The following is a 21,097-nucleotide window of genomic DNA, read 5'->3' as shown; positions in this document are numbered from 1 at the left end:
CCCTCACTGGGCGCTTTGGAAGCCTTCGAGAACGTTGACGGCGTTGATGCCGATTTCCTCTACCGCATAACCGCCTTCCATGACGAACAGCGTCGGCTTGCCGAGGGCGGCGATGCGCTTGCCCATGGCCAGGTAGTCCGGGCTGTCGAGTTTGAATTGCGAGATCGGGTCGTCCTTGAAGGTGTCCACGCCCAGGGACACCACGATGATGTCGGCGTCATAGCGCTGGATTTCGTTGCAGGCCTGTTCCAGGGCCGCGCTCCACGCATCCCAGCCGCTACCGGCGGCCAGTGGGTAGTTGAAGTTGAAGCCTTCCCCGGCGCCTTCGCCGCATTCGTCGGCATAGCCCAGGAAGAACGGGAACTCGGCTTCCGGGTGGCCGTGGATCGAGGTGAAGAGCACGTCGCTGCGCTCATAGAAGATCGACTGGGTGCCGTTGCCGTGGTGGTAGTCGACGTCGAGGATCGCGACCTTCCTGTGGCCCTGATCGAGGAACGCCTGGGCAGCAATGGCGGCGTTGTTCAGGTAGCAGTAGCCGCCCATCAGGTCGCCGGCGGCGTGGTGTCCCGGTGGCCGGCACAGGGCGAAGGCACTGTGGGCGCCATTCTGGATATGGGCCTGGGCGGTCAGCGCCACCTGCGCCGCGCTATAGGCCGCCTGCCAGGTGCCGGCGGTGATCGGCGCGCCGCCGTCGAAGCTGTAGTAGCCGAGCTGGCCGTGGAGGCTGGTGGGAATCACGCTGCGCAAGGTACGCGCCGGCCAGGTGTAGGGCAGCAGGTCGCCGTCGATGCCCTGTGCCGCCCAGCGCGCCCAGGCGCCCTTGAAGAAGTCCAGGTAGGCCCGGCTGTGGATGCGCTCGATAGGCTCCAGGCCGAAGTCCTTGGGTGCCTCTACCGGCCCCAGGTTTTGATGTTTCACCCGATCCAGCACGTGGTCGGCCCGGGAAGGCATTTCGAAGCAGGGCATCAGTTGCCCGTCGATGAGTTCGCAACGGCCGTGGTGCAGGTGGTGATCGTCCGAGTAGATCGTCAGCATTTTCTTGTTCTCCGCAGGCTGATTCGGTGGAGCACAGTCTTGCGGGGCGCGGGGTTTGGGAGAACGGCAGGAGCGGCCAAAAGGGGATTGATGTGGCCAAAGTGTTTGACCGAAATTCGCCCCTTAAAGAGGCATGGCGCCCCGTTGCGGGGCGCCATCCGGTTTCAGCTGGCAGGCGGGGTAGGGGCGTAGCGCTGCAGGACCTTGAGCATGTCCTCGCGTTTTTTCCGGGCAATGGCTTCCAGCAATATTGCGTAGCCCTTTTTCTCGCAGTGCTGGCCGACATTCGGGTCGGCGCCTTTCTCCAGCAGCAGGGTGAACATCTCCAGGGTGTCCTGCTGGCTGACGGAGGGCGACTGGGCGTCGGCGGAGGTCTTGTCGGCGACCAGGGTCAGCAGGCTTTCGCCGACGGGCTGGTTGTTGCAAACGGCACGGCCGTAGCTCAGGTTGAGGTTGGCGCCGGCCGCTATCAACTGCTTCATGGCCACGTAGTTGTTGCCCGAGAAGGCACGGTACAGTGCGGTTTCGCCGTCATTCTTGTTGCGCAGGTCGAGGTTCTGCGGGTACTGCAGCAGCCAGCTGAAGCCTTGCAGGCTGCGCTTGTTCTCGGCCATCTGCATCAGTGGCGTCACGCCCTGGCTGTCGGGTTCGTCGATGGCCACGCCAGCCTCGATGAGGAACTTCAGGCGTCCGCCCTGGCTCAGGTCGGGGCTGTCGCCCAGGTCGCGGCGCATGGCCAGGGTCGCCAGGGTGGTCCAGTTGTACAGGCCGCTGGTGTGGGCGCCGTGCTCCAGCAGCAGCCGGGCGATGTCCAGGTGCGGTGCGTCCAGGGCGTGCAACAAGGCGCTGCGGCCATCGTCGGCCATGACCTCGCCGCTGATGCCACTGGCCAGCAGGCGCTGCACTTCGCTCAGGTCGCCGGCATCCACCGCGTCCACCAGCGGCCAGAAGGCCTGGCAGTCCCGGGGGTTGGCGGCGTTCAGGCCCAAGCGCTGCAGCACCCGGGGCGGGATGCTCATCTGGCGCTTCAGGCGCAGGCCGCAATACACCCGATAACCTTCTATGGCCCGGCCCTGGTGGATGTTGTCCTGCGTGCGTTGTTGGTAGATCGCCCAGTCCAGGTCCGCCAGGTTGAGGTAGGTCGGCATGCGCCCGGGGTCACGGCGCAGCACTTCCTTGAGCCAGGGGCGGGCGGTTCTCAGCTGCCCGGCTTCGCTGGTCCAGTAGGCGATGTCGTTGAGCAGGCCGGCGTATTCACGGCGCTCGGTGGCGATGCTGCGAAAGTCATGGGTGACGAAGAAGTCTTCCACTTCGCGGATGCCCGGCAGTTTGTCCTTGGCCGTGCGCAGTTGTTCGTGCAGCGCGCGGAACTCTTTCCACAGGCTGTCCGGCGTCGAGGCTGGCGCAGGCACAAAGGCATTGACGGTGATCGGCCCGCTGCCTTGGGTGAAGGGGCGGAACCACGGCGGGAATGTCTCCAGGGCCTGCAACCACTGCTGCCCGGTTTCCTCGCTGATGGGTTGCAACGGGGTGAATTCCATCTGGCCAAGGTCCTGGCGGTGACTGATGGCCAGCAGCGGATGTTGCGGATCGCGCTGGTCGATCAGCAGGTAGCGCCCGCTAAGTTGCCACTCGGATGGCTCCTTGCACTGGAAGCTCAGGGGCGTCAGGGTGATGCCGGGGACCAGGCTGTTGCTCGTGGGCCAGATGTCGTTGACCTGGATGTCATCGCCCGGGGACACACAGGCCCGCAGCTCTTCAGGGCTGAACAGGGCCATCGGCGGCGACTTGTAGACCCGCTGCCGGTACTGCAGGTCCTGATAGGCATTGAAGTAGAACAGCCCGCGGTACTGGCTCAGGACAATCCGCAGCGGCATTCGCGCCAGGCCCGGCAGGGGGAACGGCTTGAGCTCCAGGGTGGCGGTTTCCGGGTAGTCGAGGACGAAGGTGCGGCGCATTCCCGACCATTTGAACCAGGCCAGGTCCAGGTCGAAGGCCTGGGCCACGGGGGTGGCAACCAGCAGTGCCAGCGCCAGGCCAAGCCCGCGAATGCCGATGCGCCGGGCGATGGCGGTCAATAGGTTCACGTGTGCAGTCCCTTGCCGGTAGAAAGCCCGGCAATGTAATGCAATCGGCGCCGTTGTGCCGGGCTTTGTTTCAGGGGCGCAGCGGGTTCGGCGCCACGCCTCAAGGACGAAACGCCGTCGCCGGCGGTGGCGGCGCAAAGCCTTGCAGCACCTTGAGCATGTCGTCGCGTTTTTTCCGGGCGATGATCTCCAGTAGCAGGGTCCGGCCCTTTTTCTCGCAGCGCTGGCCGACGTTGGGGTCGGCGCCCTTTTCCAGCAGTAGGGTGAACATGTCCAGGGTGTCCTGCATGCTCACGATGGGGGAGTGCTGGTCCGGGGAAATCTTGTCGGCAACGAGCATCAGCAGGCTCTGGCCCATGGGCTCGTTGCCGCAGGTGCCGCGGCCATAGCTCAGGTTCAGATCGGCGCCGGCCTCTATCAGGAGTTTCATGGCCGGGTAGTTGTTGCCCCAGAAGGCGCGGTACAGCGCGGTTTCACCGTCGTCGACGGTACGCAGGTCGAGGTTCTGCGGGTGCTGCAGCAACCAGGTGAAGCCCTGGAGGTTGCGTTCCTGCTCGGCCAGCTTCATCAGCGGTGTCTGCCCGCGACTGTTCGGCTCGTCGATGGCGACGCCGGCTTGCAGGAGAAATTTCAGGCGCCCGCCCTGGTTCAGGTCGGGGCTGTCCTTGAGGTCACGTTGCATGGCCAGCATGGCCAGGGTGCTCCACTGGTACTGGCCGCTGGTGTGGGCGCCGTGGGCCAGCAGCAGTCGGGCGATCTCCAGGTGCGGCGCATCCAGAGCGTGCAGCAGGGCACTGCGGCCGTCCTCGGCCATGACCTCGCCGCTGACGCCACTGGCCAGCAAACGCCTTACCTCTGCCTCGTCGCCGGCATCCGCGGCGGCCACCAGCGGCCAGAAGCCCTGGCACGCCTGCGGGTTGGCGGACTCCAGGCCCAGGCGCTTGAGCACCCGCGGCGGCACGCTCATCTGGCGTTGCAGGCGCATGCCGCAGTACAGCCGATAACCCTCGATGGCCCGGCCCTGGTGGATGTTGTCCAACGGCCGTTGCTCGAACAGGGCCCAGTCCAGGTCGGCCAGGTTGAGGTAGGTCGGCATGCGGCCCAGATCCCGGCGCAGCACTTCCAACAGCCAGTTCCGGGCGGTGTTCAACTGACCGGCCTCGCTGGTCCAGTAGGCGATGTCATTGAGCAGGCCCGGGTATTCGCTGTGGTCGATGGCGATGCTGCGATAGTCATGGAGGGCGAAGAAGTCTTCCACCTGGCGGATGCCCGGCCCCTTGTCCTTGGCTGTGCGCAGTTGTTCATGCAGTGCACGAAACTGCTTCCACACGCTGTCCGCCGTGGCCGGTGGCGTGTAGGCATTGAGGGTGATCGGCCCGCTACCGCTGTCGAAGGCGCGGAACCACGGCGGAAACTTTTGCAAGGCCTGCAACCATTGTTGCCCGGTCTCGACGCTGATGGGTTGCAACGGGGTGAAGTCCATCTGGGTCATGTCCTGGCGGTGACTGATGGCCAGCAGCGGGTGTTGGGGATCGCGCTGGTCGATCAGCAGGTAGCGCAGGCTGAGTTGCCACTGCGGGGGCACCGAACAGTCGAAACCCAGCGGCGTCAGGGTGATGCCGGTGTCCAGGGTGTTGCTCGGTGGCCAGTTGTCCGAGACCTGGATCGGGTTGTCCGGCGACACGCAGTTGCGCAGGTCCTCGGGGCTGAGCAGCGGCAGGGGCGCGGACTTGTAGATCCGCTGCTGGTAATCCAGGTCCTGGTAGGCATTGAGATAGAACAGCCCACGGTATTGGCTGAGGACGATCCGCGCCGGCACTTGCGCAAGGCCGGGCAGGGGGAACGGCTTGATCTGCAGGATGGCGGTTTCCGGCTCATCCAGGACAAAGCTGCGGGACATCTCCCACCATTTGATCTTGGACAGGTCGAACGCCTGGGCGACAGGGACGCCAGCCAGCAGCACCAGTGCCAGGCAAAGCCTGCGAATGCCGATGGCGTCTGTGAATAGGTTCAAGCGTGCAGTCCCTTGCCGGTAGAAAGGTCGGCAATGTAATGCAATCGCCAGCGTTGTGTCGGGGTTTTTGTCAGGGCCGGAACTGGCTCGGCGCCACGCCGCTCCAGCGGATGAAAGCATGGCGAAAGCTCGCGGTTTCGCTGAAGCCCAGGGCCTCGGCGATGCGGTAGATGGGCATCTGGTCTTCGCAGAGCATCTGCTTGGCGCGCTCGAAGCGCAGCTCGTCCAGCAGTTCCTGATAGCTGCACCCCAGGTCCCGCAGGTGGCGGCGCAGGGTCCGGGCCGAGCAGTTCATCTGTTCCGCCAGCCCCTCCAGGCCCGGTGCGGCGTCCAGCTGCGCCGCCAGCAACTGGCGGATGCGCCCCAGCCAGGCCTGGCGCCCGGTGAACTCGGTGTTCTGCTTGCGGCAGCGTTCGGCCATGGCCTGGTGGGTGATCACGTCCGCCAGGGGCAGGGGTTGGTCCAGCCAGCGCTGGTCGAAGGCGAAGGCGTTGCTGCTGGCGTTGAATTGCAGCGGGCAGTCGAAAGGCTCGCGGTAGCGTTGCTGATAGTCCGGGGCCGGGTAGTCGAAGCGTGCGCCCAGTAGCGGCAGGGCGTGGCCCAGCAGGTCGTCGCAGATGACCTTCAGCGACACCAGGCAGAACTCGGTATTGAACGCGGCCAGGGCCGGGCTTTCGCGGTAGTCGGCGGCGGTCAGCCAGATGCGCGAACCGTCGGTTTCCAGGCTCAGTTCGAAAAGTGTTCCCATCAGCGCCGGATAGCGCAGCGCCAGGCGCAAAGCGTCACCTAAGGTGGCACTGGTGAGCAGGGCATAGCCGAGCATGCCGTAGGAGGAAACGTGCATGCGCCGGCCCAGTTCCAGGCCGATGTCCCGTTGCAAGGCCACGGCGTTGGCGCACACCAGCATTTCCTGGTTGGTGGTGATGCGAGTGTCGGCGCGGCTCAGGTCGGCGGGGTTTATACCGCTGCCGGCCAACAGCGCGCCGCCGGCCTGGCCCTGGTCCTTGAAGGTATTGAGGATCAGGGAAACCGCATTGAGGGTGGTGAGGTGCGAGTGCAGCATGCGCAGATTCCAGCCTGGGAAAGACCCTTAACCGGAGCAAGTTGCATGCCGCCCGCGATCAGGCCTGCGGTTTGCCGGCCAGCGACATGCGGCATTCCCGGCGTTGTGTGGCTAGTGACTTGGCGCATCGATTGGTGCAACCTGCCTGCCATTCACCGCCTGAGGTGGCGGTGCAGCAACCCCGATAAAGGACTATGTATGACCCTCATTCCTGCGCGTTCCCTGCTTCTGGTGTCCGGCTTGCTCCTGAGTTCGCTGTGCCTGGCCGAGGCTGAGCCAGGCAGCGAAAGCACCATCAAGGACTCTGCCAAGTCAGCCGTCTCGTCAGCCATCTCGGCAGGCAAGAACCTCTTGGGCGGCGTCAGCGAAGGTGTGCTCGATGGTCGCCAATCGGCGCAAGGCGTCGACGGTGCGTCGATCATTTCCTCCCGTGAGCAAATGAAAGGCCGCGTCGAGGTCCAGGTATTGAAGACCGAAGCCGTCGGCGACAGCTTCAACGTCACCCTGGGTTTCAAGAACAGCAGCGACAGCCAGTTGCGGCTGATCAACCTCAAGCAGACCGGCGCCCTGCTGGCGATCGACCAGGACGGTTACGCCAACAACCTGACTGTCAGCCTCGAAAACCCGGACGAAGTCACCATCCCGGCCAAGGCAGCAGTGCGGCAGAAGTTCGTGTTTGAAGGGCCGATCGAGAGCTCGAGTTCGGTGCGGGTCTGGGGCCAGGATTATTCGGTCAAGAAGTAACCTGGCCGCCCCCGCTGTTCGTCGTCGAGCCGGCGGCTACTGCAGTAGCTACCGGCTCCCGAGCTTCAGCTCAACTCGCCACACAGGTCGAGTTCCACCAGGCGCCGCACTTCGGCGGTTTCCAGCCCGGCGCCGAGCAGCGCATTGAGCTTGCCGAACGCCGCTTCACGGGTCATGCCGCCACCGGACAGCACGCCCACGCCGCGCAGGCGGCTGCCGGCTTCGTAGATATCCAGCTCCACCCCCCCTTCATGGCACTGGGTCACGGCCAGCACGACGATGCCTTGCTGCTGTGCGCGCTTGAGGCTGGCGAGGAACGCCGGGTTGTCGCTGGGCCCGGTGCCACTGCCGAAGCATTCCAGGACCAGGGCCTGGATGCCGCTGTCGAGCACGCCGTCCAGCAGCTCGGCGCCGATGCCGGGGAACAGGGGCAGCACGCCGACCTTGGCCAGTTGCCTGGCTTGGCGGTAATCCAGCCCGGCGGGAATCGCCTCGGCCCTGGCGCCGCCGCCATTGCGCTTCAGGGCGGCGAACGGGTGACGGCCGAAGCTGCGGATTTTCGCGCAGCGGGTCGGTGCCAGCAGCTCGCCGTGGAAGTACAGGTGCACCCCCGGGGCCAGGCCCTGGCCCAGGGCTGACAGGGCGCCGCTGAGGTTTTCCCAGGCATCGCTGTCGGGCACGCCGGCCGGCAGCATCGAGCCGGTGAACACCACGGGCGCCGGCAGGCCCAGCAACTGGAAGCTCATGGCGGCGGCGCTGTAGGCCAGGGTATCGGTGCCATGGAGGATCAGCACGCTGTCGCAGCCCTGGTCCACGGCTTCGACCACCGCTTCACGCAGGCGCTGCCAGTAGTCGGGGGTCATGTTGGCGCTGTCGATCAGCGGCGCCATCTCGCGAAAGCGCCAGGCCGGCAGCACCAGTCCGGGCTGGCTGTCGAGGTAGGCGCGCATGCGCACGTCGAAACCCGAGGCCGGGGCCAGGCCGTCGGCGCTGGCCTGCATGCCGATGGTGCCGCCGGTGTAGAGCACCATGACGTGCTGGGCGCCAGGGTAGGTCGAAGGGGTCATGGGATTCTCCGAAACGGTGAGTACCTGTGGGAGCGGGCAAGCCCGCTCGCACATTTATCGCACTGTAACCGACGGGTGCAGAGGATGCGCCCGTCGTTCACCCGTCAGCGTTGCGCTGCGGGCACGCCTTGCGGCTCGGCCTCGGCGGTGGCCGAGGGTTCGGCGGGCCAGGCCTTCAGGTCCAGGTCCAGATCGGCGAACTTGCGCGAGTCGAACACCGGCTGGGCGACGCCGGCGCGGCGCTGCTCGTCGTAGTCGCGCATCACGCGCAGGCCGACCTTGAACAGCATGGCCAGGGCCACCAGGTTGACGAAGGCCAGGCAGGTCATGGTGATGTCGGCGAAGGCGAACACGGTCGAAAGGTCCTGCATCGAACCCCATACCACCAGCGCCAGCACCAGGCCGCGGAACAGCATCAGCACGGTGCGGTTGCGGGTGAGGAACTGCAGGCTGTTCTCGCCCAGGTAGTAGTTGTAGAGGATGCAGGTGAAGACGAACAGCGACAGCGCGACGCTGACGAACAGGCGACCCCAGTCACCGACCACGGCGGCCAGCGAGTTCTGGGTCAGGACAATGCCGTCGCCTTCGAAGCCCGGGGTGTAGAAGCCCGACAGCAGGATCAGCAGCGCGGTGCAGGTGCAGATCACGAAGGTGTCGAGGAACACGCTGAAGGCCTGGACCACGCCCTGGGCGCCCGGGTGCTTCACGGCGGCCACGGCAGCGACGTTGGGCGCACTGCCCAGGCCCGCTTCGTTGGCGAACACGCCACGCTTCACGCCCATGACGATGGCGCTGCCGAGCAGGCCGCCGAAGGCCGGGTCGAGGCCGAAGGCGCTCTTGATGATGGTCTCCAGCATGGCCGGCACTTGTTCGATCTGGGTGCCGATCACGTACAGGGTCACGGCGATGTAGGCCAGGGTCTTGATCGGGACCAGCAGGTCGGACACTGCGGCGATGCGCTTGATGCCGCCGATGAAGGTAATGGCCAGCAGCACCGCCAGGACGATGCCGGTGTGGCTTGGGTCGAAGGCAAAGGCATCCTGCAGCGAGTGCGTCACGGTGTAGGACTGCAGGCCGATGAAGGCGAAGCCGTAGGTGACCAGCAGCAGGATGGAGAACACCACCGCCATGCCTTTGCGCTTCAGGCCGTGCTGGATGTAGTAGGCCGGGCCGCCGCGGTACAGGCCGTCGCCGTCGGCGCGCTTGTAGACCTGGGCCAGGGTGCATTCGAAGAAGCTGCTGGACATGCCGACCAGCGCGGTCACCCACATCCAGAACACCGCGCCCGGGCCACCCAGGGTCACGGCGATGCCGACGCCTGCAATGTTGCCCGCGCCGACCCGGCCGGCGAGGCTGAGCATCAGCGCCTGGAACGAGCTGAGCTGGCCGCCGCTGCTTTTCAGGCTGTCGCGGAACACCGCGAACATGTGGAGGAAGTGGCGCAATTGAACGAAACGCGAGCGGATCGTGAAGTAGCTGCCGAGCCCGACAATGAGCACGATCAGCACTTTCCCTGAGAGGAAGTCGTTGATGACTTCGAGCATGGATTATTCCTCGCTGTTTTTTGTGTAGGCAAAAGCAGAGCGGACGGAAACATTCTGTTACACCGCTGATTGCACGCACGGCAAAGCGGTGGGGCGATTGTTCGTCCCGGTTCTCTATTCGCGGGTTGTTATTAGTTCGGGTTTCCCGTGGGTTTGAGCCTCGTTACCGACGGCTGTCCACGTGAAGAGGGGGCGCACTATACCGGTGCGCGGGCTCGCCGTCTGCATGTAGCGCGTCGAGCCGAGGAACGGCAGGCTGTACGGGGGGCTGAATCGGTTCTTGCGAGGCCCCGCAAAACCCCGCGAACAGAGGCCCGCATCATCTCTTTGATAACGCTGCCAAGCCGTAGGAGCTGGCTTGCCAGCGAAGGGGCCCGTTTGAGCGGCGCCGGTCTTGAGGGCCTGTTCGCTGGCAATTCGGCTCCTACGGGATTACAGCCAGAATTCCTCTCGGCACTCTTGGAAGTCCTTCAGTTCACCTTGTTCCAGTAATTGTCGGATCCACGGCCCCAGCAGATCCAGCGAGCTGTCCAGAGGCGTGGGCCGGTGCCAGCGCAGCGGCACCTGGGCGAAGCGCTGCTGGTTGGCGCTGACTTTTTCCAGGATCTGCCGGTCCTGTTTGAGGATCACCTTGAACAAGGGCTGCAGCACAGCGCGCTTGAGCCAGCCCGGCAAGCGGCCGCGGGCCGTGGCGATGCGGGCGAACAGGCGCAGTTCGCCCTCGGCAGTCGGGGTCAGCCAGGCGCTGACCAGCAGGTTGAGCCGGCCCTGACGGTCGCGGTATTCGATTTCCGCCAACCCCGGCAGGCGAAAGCGCCCCATGCTGAGGCCGCGTTCGCCTTCGAACAGCCGCGATATCAGCCCGGATTGGGTGCCTTCTTCGCTGTACTGCGCTTCGACCCCGTCTTCGAGCTGATGCACCCAGGCACGAATCCGCTGGCGCTGGCGGTCGTGGCGGATCCAGCCGGCGTGCACGAAATGGGTGTGGAAGCCGTCGAGGAAGTTCTCCGCAGCGTCCTGCAAGCTGCACTGCACCCGGTCGCTGATCCAGAACACATCCAGGGCCTGGGCCTGCTCGGCGGCGGCCACCGGTGGGGCATTCGGCCGCTCGCTGGCGAGGCTGGCCCAGACCAGCCCCTGGGCTTCGCAGCTGTGCAGCGGTTGCAACAAGGGCTGGCTGCACCGCTGCTGCTCCTGGCCGGGCAGCTGAGTACAACGGCCCTGGGGGTCGAAGCGCCAGCCGTGGTAGGGGCACTGGAGCTGCCCGTCGCGCACCCGCCCGGCGCTCAGTGGCGCAAAGCGGTGGGGGCAGCGGTCCGGCAGCACGGCGGCGGCGCCGTCGGCGTCGCGAAACAGTACCAGCGGCACGCCGTGCAGGGTGCAGGCCAGAGGTTGGCGTTGCAGCTGCCGGCTCAGGGCGACGGGCCACCAGCCCGAGTGACTGTTCACAATTTGAGCTTCCTCATCAGCGGTACGCCGATCCGTTGCAGCAGCAGGCCCATCAGTTGCCACACCAGGCGCCGCGACCAGGGCAGGTGGGCGACGTGGATCAGGCTGTATTCGATTTCGGGCTGGCCGCCGCGCAGGCGCTTGAAGGCGGCCGCGCCGGAGCTGAAGTTGAGCACCTGACGACGGTTCACCGCCTCTTGCAGGCACAGCCTGGTCAGTTGTCGGTACAGACCGGCGCGCTGGGGCAGGGCGGTGTCGTAGCCGACGATGGGGGTGCTGATCAGCGCGCTGTTGGCGAACCAGCCCAGGGCGCCGTCAATGCGCCCTTCGGCGTTGCGCAGGGCGCGCACTTGCAGCCAGCCTTCGGCCTGCCCGCGTTGCAGCCAGTGGGCGCTGTAGTGGGGGTTCAGGCGGCTGTATTTGTCCAGGTACAGCAGGTTGTACAGCTGCTCGATGCGCTGGAAGTCGGCCTCGTTCAGCTCGTTGCCGGGCACCACCGTATACGGGCTGCGGCGCAGCAGGGTGGCGTCCAGGCGGGTGTTGTGGTGGCGCAGGAAGGCTGAATTTTCGCCCTCGCGGCCGTCGAACAGGTACACCTGGCGGCTGGGAATCGCCAGGTAGCCCAGGGCTTGCAGGCGCTTGCGCAGTTCGAGGTTGCTGAAGTCGTTGAGCGAGCGAAAGCCAAAGCCATGGTCGGGAAACTGCCGGCGCAGCAGTTCGGTGATCGCCGGCAAATCCGAACCATCCCAGTCGGCGGGGTAGAGATTGGTCGACAGCAGCCAGTTATTGACCTGCACCAGGCGGTCGACCTTGGCCGCGCTCAGTAGCCGGTCCACGCCCTGGGTCAGCAGCTTCAAGGGCCAGGCCAGCCAGGGCCGTTTCAGGCGCTGCAGTTCTTCCCGGGCATAGCCGCTGTAGGCGGTTTGCGGCGAGACCACGTAGCAGTTATCCACAGGGTCGTGGCCGTGGTTGACGCTCACTGGGAACTGCTGGCGGCCGGTGTCCAGCAGGGCCAGGGCGGTGCTGACATTGCCGATCAGCGCGCCGCCGGCGCAGGTGCGCACGTACTGCCGGGCATGGCTGTCGCCAATGCTCGGGGGCTCAAGGGCCAGTTGCTCGGGCAGCAACAGCTTCATGGGCGCGGTGCTCCCAGGGGCTGGCCGTTCCATTCGATATCGGCGGTGGAGGCGGCCAGCAGCCCGCAACGGCGGGTCAGGGCGCGGCCGATGATCTCGCTCAGGCTCAGCAGCTGGGCGGTCAGCGGGCCGCGATCGCCGTCCTGGACGATCACGTCCCGGGCTTGTCGGTAGTCGTGCCAGAACGTGCGGCTCAAGGCCCGTTGCGGCGCCGCCAGAAGCAGCATGGCCAGGGCGATCATCCGGGGTTCCAGGGTCGCCTCCAGCGCTGCGTCGGCTTCGCTGCCCAGCGCCGCTACCAACTGCACGCGCTGGTCGTCGAACAGGTGCACGCCGCTGGTGGCCCTGGGGTTGCACTCCAGGACATGGAAGCGGCCCTGGCGGTCCTCGATGAAGTCAAAACCCACTTGCCCGGTGTAGCCGGTGGCCCGGCCGAACTGCTCCAGAAACGCACGGATCGGCGCCGGGGCGCAGCTGTGGAAGTAGATCCCCGAGCCGCGCCCAACCCGGTAGCGCGGCTGATAGCTGCTGTGGGCGCGCAACTGGCCGTCCACCAGCACGCTGAAGCTGCAGTACTCCTGGCCGGGGACAAAACGCTGGGCCACCCAGGGCGCATCGCTACTGGGCCGGACTTTTGCCAGTTGCGCCGGGCTCGGGCGGATCAGGGTCTGGGAGGCGAAGCGCGAATAGGCCGGCTTGAATACCAGGGCGTCGTGCTCCGCCGCCAGCGCTTGCAGCGCGGCCGGGTCATGCAGCACCTGAGTCGGCGGCGCGGCCACGTCCCAGCCCTGGGTCATGGCAGCGAAATCGCCCTTGTGATGCAGGCGGTGCAGCAGCTCGAAGTCGCTGGTGAACACCCGGCACAGCGGGCGCAGGCGCTCCAGGCCGTGGGCCAGGTAGAACACCTCTTCACAGGTCGGCAGCAGCAGGTCGATGGCCTGTTGGCGGATGACCCCGGCCAGGGCTTCGATCCAGGCATCCGGGTCGTGGCGGGGTTCCGGCAGGCGCACGAAGTGCTCGGCGGCGCGGCTGAAGCGGCTCAGGGGCTGGGCCAGGGAATCGGCCACGGTCACCGTCCAGCCGGCTTGGCTAAAGGCCCGGGCCCACTCCAGGCAGGCCGGGGCCCGGGCGCCGAGAATCAGTACACGCATTTCAGTCCCTCGGGAAGTTGCAGCATCAGCAGACGGCGTCTTTTCGCGTGTGGCGGCGGTGCCTGCCAGTGGCCGAAGCTCAGCTGCGGCGCTTGCAGCCCTTGTTGCGCGCAGAGTTCGGCCAGGGCCTCGCGCAAGCGCTGGCACAGCCCGTGATAGTCGCCCGAAGTGTGCAGATTGATTTGCCAGAGCAGCCCGCGCTGGTGGATTTCGTATTCCTCCAGCTCCGCCCCCAGCATCAGCAGCGCCCGGCGCAATACGTCGGGGTAGAGCGGCGCCAGCTGCTGGCCGTCGAGCCGGGGCAGCCAGAGGATCTCGTCGGCGCGGCCTTCCACGGCGGCGATGGCCCGCTCCGCACGGCCACAGGGGCAGGGCGCGCTGGCCACCCGCAGAATGTCGTTGAGGCGATAACGCACGATCAGCTGCGTACGCCGGGAAAAGTCGGTGATGATCGGCTGAAAACGCGTGCGCTCAGGGTCCAGCCATTGCGGTTCGATATGCAGGTGGCTTTCATTCAGGTGCAGGGTGCCGGCCTCGCAGGTGTAGCCGAGAAAGCCTTCACTGGCCTGATAGATCTGCTGCGGCTTGCGCCCGAAAGCTTGCTGGACCAGCTCGGCGTCGGTGCTTTCCAGCACTTCGGCCACCGACAGGATGTGCCGTGGGCGGATCGTCAGCTGCCCGGCCAGAGCCGCCTGGGCCAGCCCCCGCAGCACTGTGGCCGGGGCCACCAGCACGTCCGGATACTGCTGGTTGAGGCGTTGCAGGGAGGCGGTCAGGCCTAGAGTCAGGTCATGAAAGGCGAAGTCGATGCGGCGGCTGGCGAGGGTGGTGTACAGGCGGCTATTGGCCCGCAGGAAGAAGGCGATCCGCAGCGGCGCCAGCCAGGGGCACAGCAGCCGGGGCAGCAGCGCCCGGGGCAGGGTGCGCGCCAGCAGGATGCCGGCCCAGCGTTGGCGTTCCACACTGCTGACCAGGAACACCCCCTGGGCCCCCGAGGTGCCGCTGGACAGGCCCAAGGTGATGTCCCCCAGGGTCGGGCTGAAGTCCCGGGAACGCTCCGCCTGCAGGGCCACCGGCAACACCTGTTCCAGGCCCAGGGCGCGGGTGTTGAAGGCGGCGAAGTCGCTCATCAGGGCGGCTTTGTCCATGAGCGGCAAGTTGTGCAGGCCGTCTTGGGTCAGCCCGTTGAAGCGCTGGCCACGGGGCAGGACTTTGGCCATGAAGTGCCGCAGGCGCCGGGCCTGCCAGGCTTCCAGCCGCTCACGGCGGCGAAAGCGCAGGACGTAGCGGCTGAACACGAATGAACCGATGCTGCGCAGAGTGCCCAGCAGGCGCTCACTGTTCATTGACGAACGCCTCCCAGGCCTGGGTGCAATGGGACGGCAGCACCGCCACCGCCGGTTCGCGGCAGATCAGCTGGCCCAGGCCGCTGTAGGTGCGCACGTATTGCTGACGGTCGGCGCTGGCAAACCACAGTGCCGGTGCAGCGGGCAGGCGCTCGGCGCGGCAGGCCGGCACCGACCAGCAGGCGTCGGCCACCAGGAACACCGGCCGGCCCTGGGCGTCGGGGATGAACAGGCCCAGCTGGCCTTTGCTGTGCCCCGGCAGCGGCACGCCGATCAGGCTGCCATCGCCGAACAGGTCCAGGCCTTGCTCGAAGGGCGCCATCCAGCTTGGCAGCGCACAGCTGGGGCTGGCTTCGGCCAGGCGCAGGCGGGCGCTGAAGTCGTCCGGCAGCAAGCTCGGCAGATGGCCGCCAAGGGTGGCGCGCCAACGCTGGCCGCGCAGGCTGTCGATATGCCTGTAATCGGCTTCCAGGGCGATAAAGCGCGCATTGGCAAAATCCCGCAGCCCGGCGATATGGTCGGCGTGGAAGTGGGAAATGATCACATGGCGGATATCCCCCGGGCCGATGCCCAGCTCATGCAGCTGCGCCCCCAGTTGCTCGACCACCGGCAACTGCACCGGCACTGCGCTGCGGTACAGGCGCTCGGGCAGGGCGCGGGTGGCCTGGAAGAAGTGCTCGGCGTAGCCGGTGTCGTACAAAATCCAGCCGTGCTCCGGGTGCTGGATCAGCCCGCACAGTGCCGGAAATTGCACCGGCGCCAGGCGCCCGCCACGGTCGGCCATGCATTCCAGGTGCTGGCACCAGCCGGCCCGGAGGATCTTCAAGCTCACGCTGCGGCTCATGCTCGTTGCCTCTGTTGGGCCAACCACCATTGGGCGTGCTGGGCAATGCCCTGGTTCTGGGTGATCACCGGGTGGTAGCCCAGCTCGCGCTGGATGGCGCTGATGTCCAGGGTCTGACTGAAGGCCAGGACGCCTGCGCCGTAGCGGGTGATCAGGGGTTCGGCGCCGTTGCCCAGCCGTGCCTTGAGCTCCAGCAGACGCGCCACGCCATGCACCAGGGGCCAGGGCAGGCGACGGGTGCGCAGGGGCAGGCGGAAGTGCTCGGCCATCTGTTGCAGCAGGTCCTTGAAGGCCAGGGGTGTGCCGTTGCTCAGGTTGTACACGCACAGCGGCCGCGGCAGCGGCCGGGTCAGCGCCAGCCACACCGCGTGCACCAGATTGTCGACGCAGGTCAGGTCCAGCTGTGCCCGGCCGCCGCGCATCAGCGGAATCGCCCCCCGTTGCATCACCCGCAGCAGGCGCGGCATCAGGGTTGCGTCCCAGGGGCCGAACACCGCCCGGGGGCGCAGGATCACGCATTCGGGCAGCTTGGCGTCTGCCAGCAGGGTTTCGGCCTGGGCCTTGCTGCGGGCGTAGTCATTCACCGGTGGTGGCAGCGGCTGGTCTTCGCGGATGCCCAGGCGATCACTGAAGTTGAAATACAGGCTGGGGGTGGAGATATGCACCAGCCGCGGGATGCGGTTCTTGCCGCAGGCGTGGATCACCTCGGCGGTGGAGTCGAGGTTGGCCCGGGCAAACGCTTGGGGCGAACCCCAGGGTGAAGACAAGGCGGCGCAATGCACGATGGCGTCATGCTCGCGGCTAGCATCGGCCAGCAGGCGTTTGGCCAGCGGGCTGCCGTGCTCCAGGGGCAGCCAGCGCACGGGCGCCGGGCTGTGGGCAATGACTTGCGCCGCCGCCTCGGGGTTGCGCCCGCTGAACTGCACCTCGCAGCCTTCGGCGGCCAGCTTCCAGACCAGATGCCGTCCGATAAAACCGGTGCCGCCGGTGACCAGGATCTTCATCAAAACTCCAGGATCATGCCGCCGAGGGACAGGCCCGCGCCGGTGCCGATCAGCATCAGGGTTTGTCCGCGTTGAATGCGCCCGTCGCGCACCGCGATGTCCAGAGCGGTGGGCAGCGAGGCCGCCACCTGATTGCCATGCCGGGCAAAGATATCGATGACTTTCTCCGGCCCCAGGCTCAGGCGTTTGGCCGCATGCTGCATGGCCTGTTGGCTGGCTTGATGGGGGATGACCCAGTCGATCTGCGCAAGGGACAGCGCGGCTTGCTGCAGCAAATCGTCCATCAGTTCGGGCAGGTGCTTGGCCGCGAGGCGGAACACGCCTTTGCCCTGCATGGTGAAACTGGTCAGGGGCTCGAACGGCACCTGGATGCGCCGCGGATGAAAGCGCGAACCGCCGGCGGGGATCTGGCACAGCGCGGCGCCTTCGGCGTAGGTCTTGAGGCGCGAGGCGAGGATCTTCGGGCCGCCGTCGCCCGCTTCCAGCACCACCGCTGCCGCGCCGTCGCCGAAGATGCCGCAGACTTCCACCTGTTGCCAGTCCAGGCCGCAGGAGGCGATGTCGGCGCACACCAGCAGCACGCGCCGGTAATGCCCGGCCTGGATCGGCCAGGACAGGGTGTCCAGGGCGGCAATAAAGCCCAGGCAACTGGCGTTGATGTCCATGGCCGGAATGCCTGACTGGCCCAGGCCCAGCTCCCGTTGCAGCAGCGCGGCGTTGCAGGGCATGCCCTGGTCCATGGTGCCGCTGGCGCAGACGATCAGGTCCAGTTGGCCAAGCTCCAGGCCCGCCGCGTGCAGGGCCCGGCGCGCGGCGCTGGCGCCGAGGCTGGCGGCGGTGTCCGCAGGATCGGCGACGTGGCGCTGCTGCACTCCGCTGATGCGCGCCACGCTGCCGGTTTCCAGGCCGAGCTGGCGGTCCAGCTCGGCACTGGTGACCACCCGCTGCGGCAGGGCGTGACCGGTGCCGAGGATGGCCAGGGCGCGGGCCGGGCGAGGGGAGGACGCTGATGTGTGCATGCAAATTCCGTGTGTGTGGGCGTCGGGGCTGGCGTTGAGAGAGGCGGTTAGTGCGCTGGCAGTGCCGCCGGGCATTGGCTCAGGAAGGCTTGCAGCCCCTGCTGGTAGGCCTCGGTGGGCATCAGGTCAGTGTGTTTGGCGATGAAGCAGGCCACGCCTTGACGCTCCATATCGGCGTCCGCCACGAGGTAGAAGTCGGGAATTTCCTGCACGCTTGCGATCTGCTTCCAGGCCAGGCTGCTCTGACCTCCGCGAGCGTTGAGCAGGGTGAAGCCCTGGTCGTCGAAGTTCAGGCAATAGGTGCCTTCGACGGCCCGCAAGCGGGTTTCGATCAGGCGCTGACTCAACCCGCGCAACGGCGCTTGGGGTTTGATCGGGGTGGCGGCAATCCGGGCTTGCAGGTGCTTGATCCAGCGCCCGGAAAAGCGCCACCACAGGGGGATGAAGATCAGGGCGAACGCCACCATGGCGATGACCTTCTCCGGGGTGAAGGTCCGCTCGGGGAAATAGATCGACAGGCAGCCGCCGATCAGACACAGGGTGAACATCACGGGACCGATAAAGCGGCTTTGCCACCGGGCAAATGTGCTCATGGCCCGGACATGCTGCTGATCATCCTTGAGCAATTCCTGCTTCAGCGGTTCGGCAATCCAGGCTTCGGTGTGGGCGGGGGTGATGCGGTAGTGCAATTCCATGGGGGCTGAATCCGAGGTCCGTGTTCGGTGAGGGCGGCAGTCTACCGGCTTCTGGGGTGTGACGAGGAGTGGCGTGAGCAGCGACAGTGCCGCTCAGGCGGGAAATGCTGGCAGATGCTGTTCCACCCACTCCAACAGACGCTCTTCGAGCTGGGCTCGATGTTGGCGATAACTGTCCTGGCAACGGTTGAAGAGCGGGTCCTGATTGACCCGAGCCGCCAGCTCGGTGGCGCTGTCGCTTGCAGCATGGGCGGCCCGCACCTGTTGCTGGCGCTGATCGGCCTGTTCCAGGGTGTGCGCCAGGGCGTCCAGTTGCAGGTGCCTGAACTGAGCGATGGCCTGGGGCAGGTGAAAGTGCAGGGCGCTGTCGAAACCCTCCCAGTCCTCGAAGGCCAGCCACTCGTGGAGCACCATGAAGCAGCGCAGTGCGGGGGGCAGTTGTTCCAGACGCTGGAAATCTAGCCAGTACTGGCGCGGCAGTTGCTCGGCGGTTTCGATGGCCTGAGCGATCAGGTCCAGGGCCTGGCCCTTGTCCCGGTGATGCTTGCGCAGGATGCGCTGGGTCAGGGTGAAGCGCGCTTCTTCTATAGCGTGCAGGGCGCGGTTCAGGTCGTAAGCGGCGGCGTGCAGGTGTTCCAGTGCTTGCTCGGGGGGCAGGCCGGATTTGTCTACCAGCACCTGCAACAGTTCGGCTTTGTAGGACTCGGCGGCTTGCTGCGGATTATTGGCGCAGCGGGCGAGCAGGGCCTGGGCATGGCGCAGGCCGATGGGGATCAGCTTGCGTAGCTGTTGCAGGGCTTGGGTGTGCGTCGGGTCCATCGACTGCGGTGCCTCGGGGATGGCGGATGTTTGGGAGGAGCGATTATCCACCTTGGGCGATGGATTGTGCTGGTTTAAAACAAGGGCCCCATGACGTTCGCAAGACCTGTAGGAGCCGGCTTGCCGGCGAAGGCGTCGGCCGGGATGCCGGTGAAGGCAGGGCAGGCCTCTTCGCTGGCAAGCCAGCTCCTACGGGATGTACGCGGTTTGGGGTTGTAGGAGCCGGCTTGCCGGCGAAAGCGTCGGCCAGGATGCCGGAGAAGGCAGGGTGGGCCTCTTCGTTGGCAAGCCAGCTCCTACGGGGCGGTGTTTAGGCGGGGCCGGGGCGGGCGCCGTCGAGCAGGGCGTCCACCACGGCGCGGGCCATTTCCACGGAATGCACCATGGACCAGATCAGCCCGCGTTCGATGCCGCTGGCCCGTTCGGTGATTTCATCGGACACCTCTTCGGCGCATTTGAGCAGCAAGGAAACGTGCATCAGGGCGTCTTCGGCATTCACCTGGGGCTGTACGGCGAACAGCGGGTGGCCCTGGGCGTCGCGCAGGCCGAAGGGGCGATGGCGGGTGCCGTGCAAGGCGGCCAGCAGGTTGGCGTTGGCGCGGTCCAGCTCCGGGTCGCGGCGTGGGCGATCGTTTGTTAGTGGCGGATCGGGGACGAGCTTTTTCATGAGACTGGTTCCTTTAGCAATATAAGAAACCGCCGGATCTCACTTCCACATGAGAGGGTGGCAGCCGTGCGCAGGTGTGGAAGACCGGGCTAAAGGAACCGGCGCACCCGAGGGTGCCCTACGCACAGCCGCCATAAATCGAGTTCACCCAAGCCGCATCGGCAAGGGTGTTCGAATGAGACGACTGCACGTCCTTTATCCCAGACTTCCACATCCGGGCCGCTGATTTGGCAGCGGCACCGGGAGACTGCCTGATCGTTCGAAGGGGTACAAGGCGCTCAAAGGCGTGGGGGATTCTCTCGGATTTGCCCTACAAAACAAAGAGATTCTGCTTCGTTGCGGGGCGGCATCGCCTGACAAATCGCAGCTTTTTTCCAGGTAAAAAAACGGCACACCGGCCAATCAAAGGAGCATAAAAATGATTTGATATTCAGTGAAATCAGGATTCGATAATCGGTCTATATTTGGGCTGAATATAGTGTAGGGTTCAAGCCGGCAGGATGATTGCGATCCTGCATAGTGAGCGTTAGGCATCCTGAGCTTCGAAGTCGCACAGGATCAGTTCGTAGCAGGGCGGCGAGCACGTCGCCAAATGTAGGAGGTTTCACTCATGCGAGTTGAAACGGTCAGCTTTTTAAAACGATACGCATCCGACCTTCCTTTAGAGGAACCAATGGTCGTCACGCAAAACGGTGTGCCTGTTTACGTTGTCGAGTCTTACGTTGAGCGTAAGCGCCGCGACGAGGCAGTGGCGTTGGTGAAATTGCTCGCAGTCAGTTCGCGCGAGTACGCCCAAGGCAAGCATTGTTCGACTGATGAGCTCAAGGCCCGCCTGAGCAAGAGGTTTGCCCACAAATAAAAAGGGTGGGATAGATGTCAACACTGACCATCCGCTACACCGAAACCGCACAACAAAGCATTGAAGACCAGATCGTGCATCTGGCCGACTATAGCGACCTTAAGTCCGCCTTTGAGCGGCTGGATGCTGTGATTGACGCTCTTCAGGACAAGCTCTTGTCCGCCCCGTTAGGCTACCCAGTCAGCCCTCAAGCAAGCGACCTGGGCATTTTGCATTACCGTGAGCTCAACACCGATGGATACCGGGTGTTCTACGAAATCGTAGATGCGGATCAGGCGATCGTGATTGGGCTGGTGCTGCGGGATAAGCAAAGCGTCGAGCAGGCACTTATTCGTTACTGCCTGCTGCATACCGATTAACGATTGTGGGTGTGAGCCTTCCGATGGGGTGTTTGAGCGTGTCACCCGCACTAGGACCGGGAAGGGGTCTTACCAATACGTTCTATGGAAATTAGATTCACGCGTTCGCCACTCTCCATCTTGTTCGAAATTTCGAAAAGTGAAGGGCGAGAGGGGGGGCAGCGCTGCGTCTGTCATGAAGCGAAACTGTGCACA

19 protein-coding genes are annotated in these 21,097 nt (G+C 65.4%); 3 read left to right on the top strand and 16 right to left on the bottom strand.

Annotation, left to right across the window (positions count from 1 at the left end):
* Nucleotides 1–3: 3 nt before the first annotated feature.
* The 4 genes from AC1RGE_RS24140 to AC1RGE_RS24125 form a co-directional block, all read right to left on the bottom strand.
* Complete coding sequence (locus AC1RGE_RS24140; protein WP_011064310.1) at nucleotides 4–1,035, bottom strand: histone deacetylase family protein; 1,032 nt, start codon at nucleotides 1,033–1,035, stop codon at nucleotides 4–6.
* Between the two features lie 164 nt (nucleotides 1,036–1,199).
* Nucleotides 1,200–3,122: an ankyrin repeat domain-containing protein gene (locus tag AC1RGE_RS24135; protein ID WP_492585135.1), complete on the bottom strand. Its 1,923-nt coding sequence runs from the start codon at nucleotides 3,120–3,122 to the stop codon at nucleotides 1,200–1,202.
* Nucleotides 3,123–3,222: 100 nt separating this feature from the next.
* On the bottom strand, nucleotides 3,223–5,136 hold the full coding sequence (locus AC1RGE_RS24130; protein WP_492585133.1) for an ankyrin repeat domain-containing protein: 1,914 nt from the start codon (nucleotides 5,134–5,136) through the stop codon (nucleotides 3,223–3,225).
* A gap of 70 nt (nucleotides 5,137–5,206) precedes the next feature.
* Nucleotides 5,207–6,199 (bottom strand): AraC family transcriptional regulator, encoded by a 993-nt coding sequence (locus AC1RGE_RS24125; RefSeq protein WP_015637519.1) that lies wholly within the window; start codon nucleotides 6,197–6,199, stop codon nucleotides 5,207–5,209.
* Between the two features lie 198 nt (nucleotides 6,200–6,397).
* Between AC1RGE_RS24125 and AC1RGE_RS24120 the strand changes: the two genes are divergently transcribed.
* Nucleotides 6,398–6,943: a hypothetical protein gene (locus AC1RGE_RS24120; protein ID WP_258538614.1), complete on the top strand. Its 546-nt coding sequence runs from the start codon at nucleotides 6,398–6,400 to the stop codon at nucleotides 6,941–6,943.
* Between the two features lie 65 nt (nucleotides 6,944–7,008).
* Here AC1RGE_RS24120 and AC1RGE_RS24115 read toward each other — a convergent pair whose 3' ends face one another.
* The 12 genes from AC1RGE_RS24115 to AC1RGE_RS24060 all read right to left on the bottom strand — a co-directional run bounded on the left by AC1RGE_RS24115 (nucleotide 7,009) and on the right by AC1RGE_RS24060 (nucleotide 19,684).
* Nucleotides 7,009–8,010, bottom strand: coding sequence for an asparaginase (locus AC1RGE_RS24115; protein WP_103291495.1), 1,002 nt, complete (start codon nucleotides 8,008–8,010; stop codon nucleotides 7,009–7,011).
* Nucleotides 8,011–8,114: 104 nt separating this feature from the next.
* Entirely contained in the window at nucleotides 8,115–9,554 is a 1,440-nt protein-coding gene (locus tag AC1RGE_RS24110) for an alanine/glycine:cation symporter family protein (protein ID WP_492585131.1), read from the bottom strand.
* A 432-nt stretch (nucleotides 9,555–9,986) separates the two neighbouring features.
* Entirely contained in the window at nucleotides 9,987–11,003 is a 1,017-nt protein-coding gene (locus AC1RGE_RS24105; RefSeq protein WP_492585129.1) for a Rieske 2Fe-2S domain-containing protein, read from the bottom strand.
* A complete protein-coding gene (locus AC1RGE_RS24100) occupies nucleotides 11,000–12,139 on the bottom strand; it encodes a hypothetical protein (RefSeq protein ID WP_492585127.1) in 1,140 nt (379 codons plus the stop codon). The genes AC1RGE_RS24105 and AC1RGE_RS24100 overlap by 4 nt, the downstream gene beginning before the upstream one ends.
* Nucleotides 12,136–13,290 (bottom strand): ATP-grasp domain-containing protein, encoded by a 1,155-nt coding sequence (locus tag AC1RGE_RS24095; protein WP_492585126.1) that lies wholly within the window; start codon nucleotides 13,288–13,290, stop codon nucleotides 12,136–12,138. The genes AC1RGE_RS24100 and AC1RGE_RS24095 overlap by 4 nt, the downstream gene beginning before the upstream one ends.
* Entirely contained in the window at nucleotides 13,278–14,636 is a 1,359-nt protein-coding gene (locus AC1RGE_RS24090) for a F390 synthetase-related protein (protein WP_492585124.1), read from the bottom strand. The genes AC1RGE_RS24095 and AC1RGE_RS24090 overlap by 13 nt, the downstream gene beginning before the upstream one ends.
* Nucleotides 14,626–15,480, bottom strand: a complete 855-nt coding sequence (locus AC1RGE_RS24085) for an MBL fold metallo-hydrolase (protein WP_401401593.1) — start codon at nucleotides 15,478–15,480, stop codon at nucleotides 14,626–14,628. Before AC1RGE_RS24085 ends, AC1RGE_RS24090 begins: the two co-directional genes overlap by 11 nt.
* Complete coding sequence (locus tag AC1RGE_RS24080; protein ID WP_401260546.1) at nucleotides 15,477–16,484, bottom strand: NAD-dependent epimerase/dehydratase family protein; 1,008 nt, start codon at nucleotides 16,482–16,484, stop codon at nucleotides 15,477–15,479. Before AC1RGE_RS24080 ends, AC1RGE_RS24085 begins: the two co-directional genes overlap by 4 nt.
* On the bottom strand, nucleotides 16,484–17,503 hold the full coding sequence (locus tag AC1RGE_RS24075; RefSeq protein ID WP_492585123.1) for a beta-ketoacyl-ACP synthase 3: 1,020 nt from the start codon (nucleotides 17,501–17,503) through the stop codon (nucleotides 16,484–16,486). Before AC1RGE_RS24075 ends, AC1RGE_RS24080 begins: the two co-directional genes overlap by 1 nt.
* A 47-nt stretch (nucleotides 17,504–17,550) precedes the next feature.
* Entirely contained in the window at nucleotides 17,551–18,198 is a 648-nt protein-coding gene (locus tag AC1RGE_RS24070) for a hypothetical protein (RefSeq protein WP_072451885.1), read from the bottom strand.
* A gap of 93 nt (nucleotides 18,199–18,291) precedes the next feature.
* A complete protein-coding gene (locus AC1RGE_RS24065; RefSeq protein WP_492585122.1) occupies nucleotides 18,292–19,017 on the bottom strand; it encodes a hypothetical protein in 726 nt (241 codons plus the stop codon).
* A gap of 310 nt (nucleotides 19,018–19,327) precedes the next feature.
* Nucleotides 19,328–19,684 (bottom strand): DUF6124 family protein, encoded by a 357-nt coding sequence (locus AC1RGE_RS24060; RefSeq protein WP_492585121.1) that lies wholly within the window; start codon nucleotides 19,682–19,684, stop codon nucleotides 19,328–19,330.
* A 610-nt stretch (nucleotides 19,685–20,294) separates the two neighbouring features.
* Between AC1RGE_RS24060 and AC1RGE_RS24055 the strand changes: the two genes are divergently transcribed.
* Both AC1RGE_RS24055 and AC1RGE_RS24050 read left to right on the top strand, forming a co-directional pair.
* Complete coding sequence (locus tag AC1RGE_RS24055; protein ID WP_025131512.1) at nucleotides 20,295–20,543, top strand: prevent-host-death protein; 249 nt, start codon at nucleotides 20,295–20,297, stop codon at nucleotides 20,541–20,543.
* Nucleotides 20,544–20,557: 14 nt separating this feature from the next.
* A complete protein-coding gene (locus AC1RGE_RS24050; RefSeq protein ID WP_103291506.1) occupies nucleotides 20,558–20,902 on the top strand; it encodes a type II toxin-antitoxin system RelE/ParE family toxin in 345 nt (114 codons plus the stop codon).
* Nucleotides 20,903–21,097: the final 195 nt, after the last annotated feature.

It is taken from the genome of Pseudomonas sp. GW823-FHT02C05 (assembly GCF_058797595.1).
The sequence above is the reverse complement of the archived record's forward strand: the minus strand, read 5'-3'. Positions and strand labels throughout refer to the sequence as shown.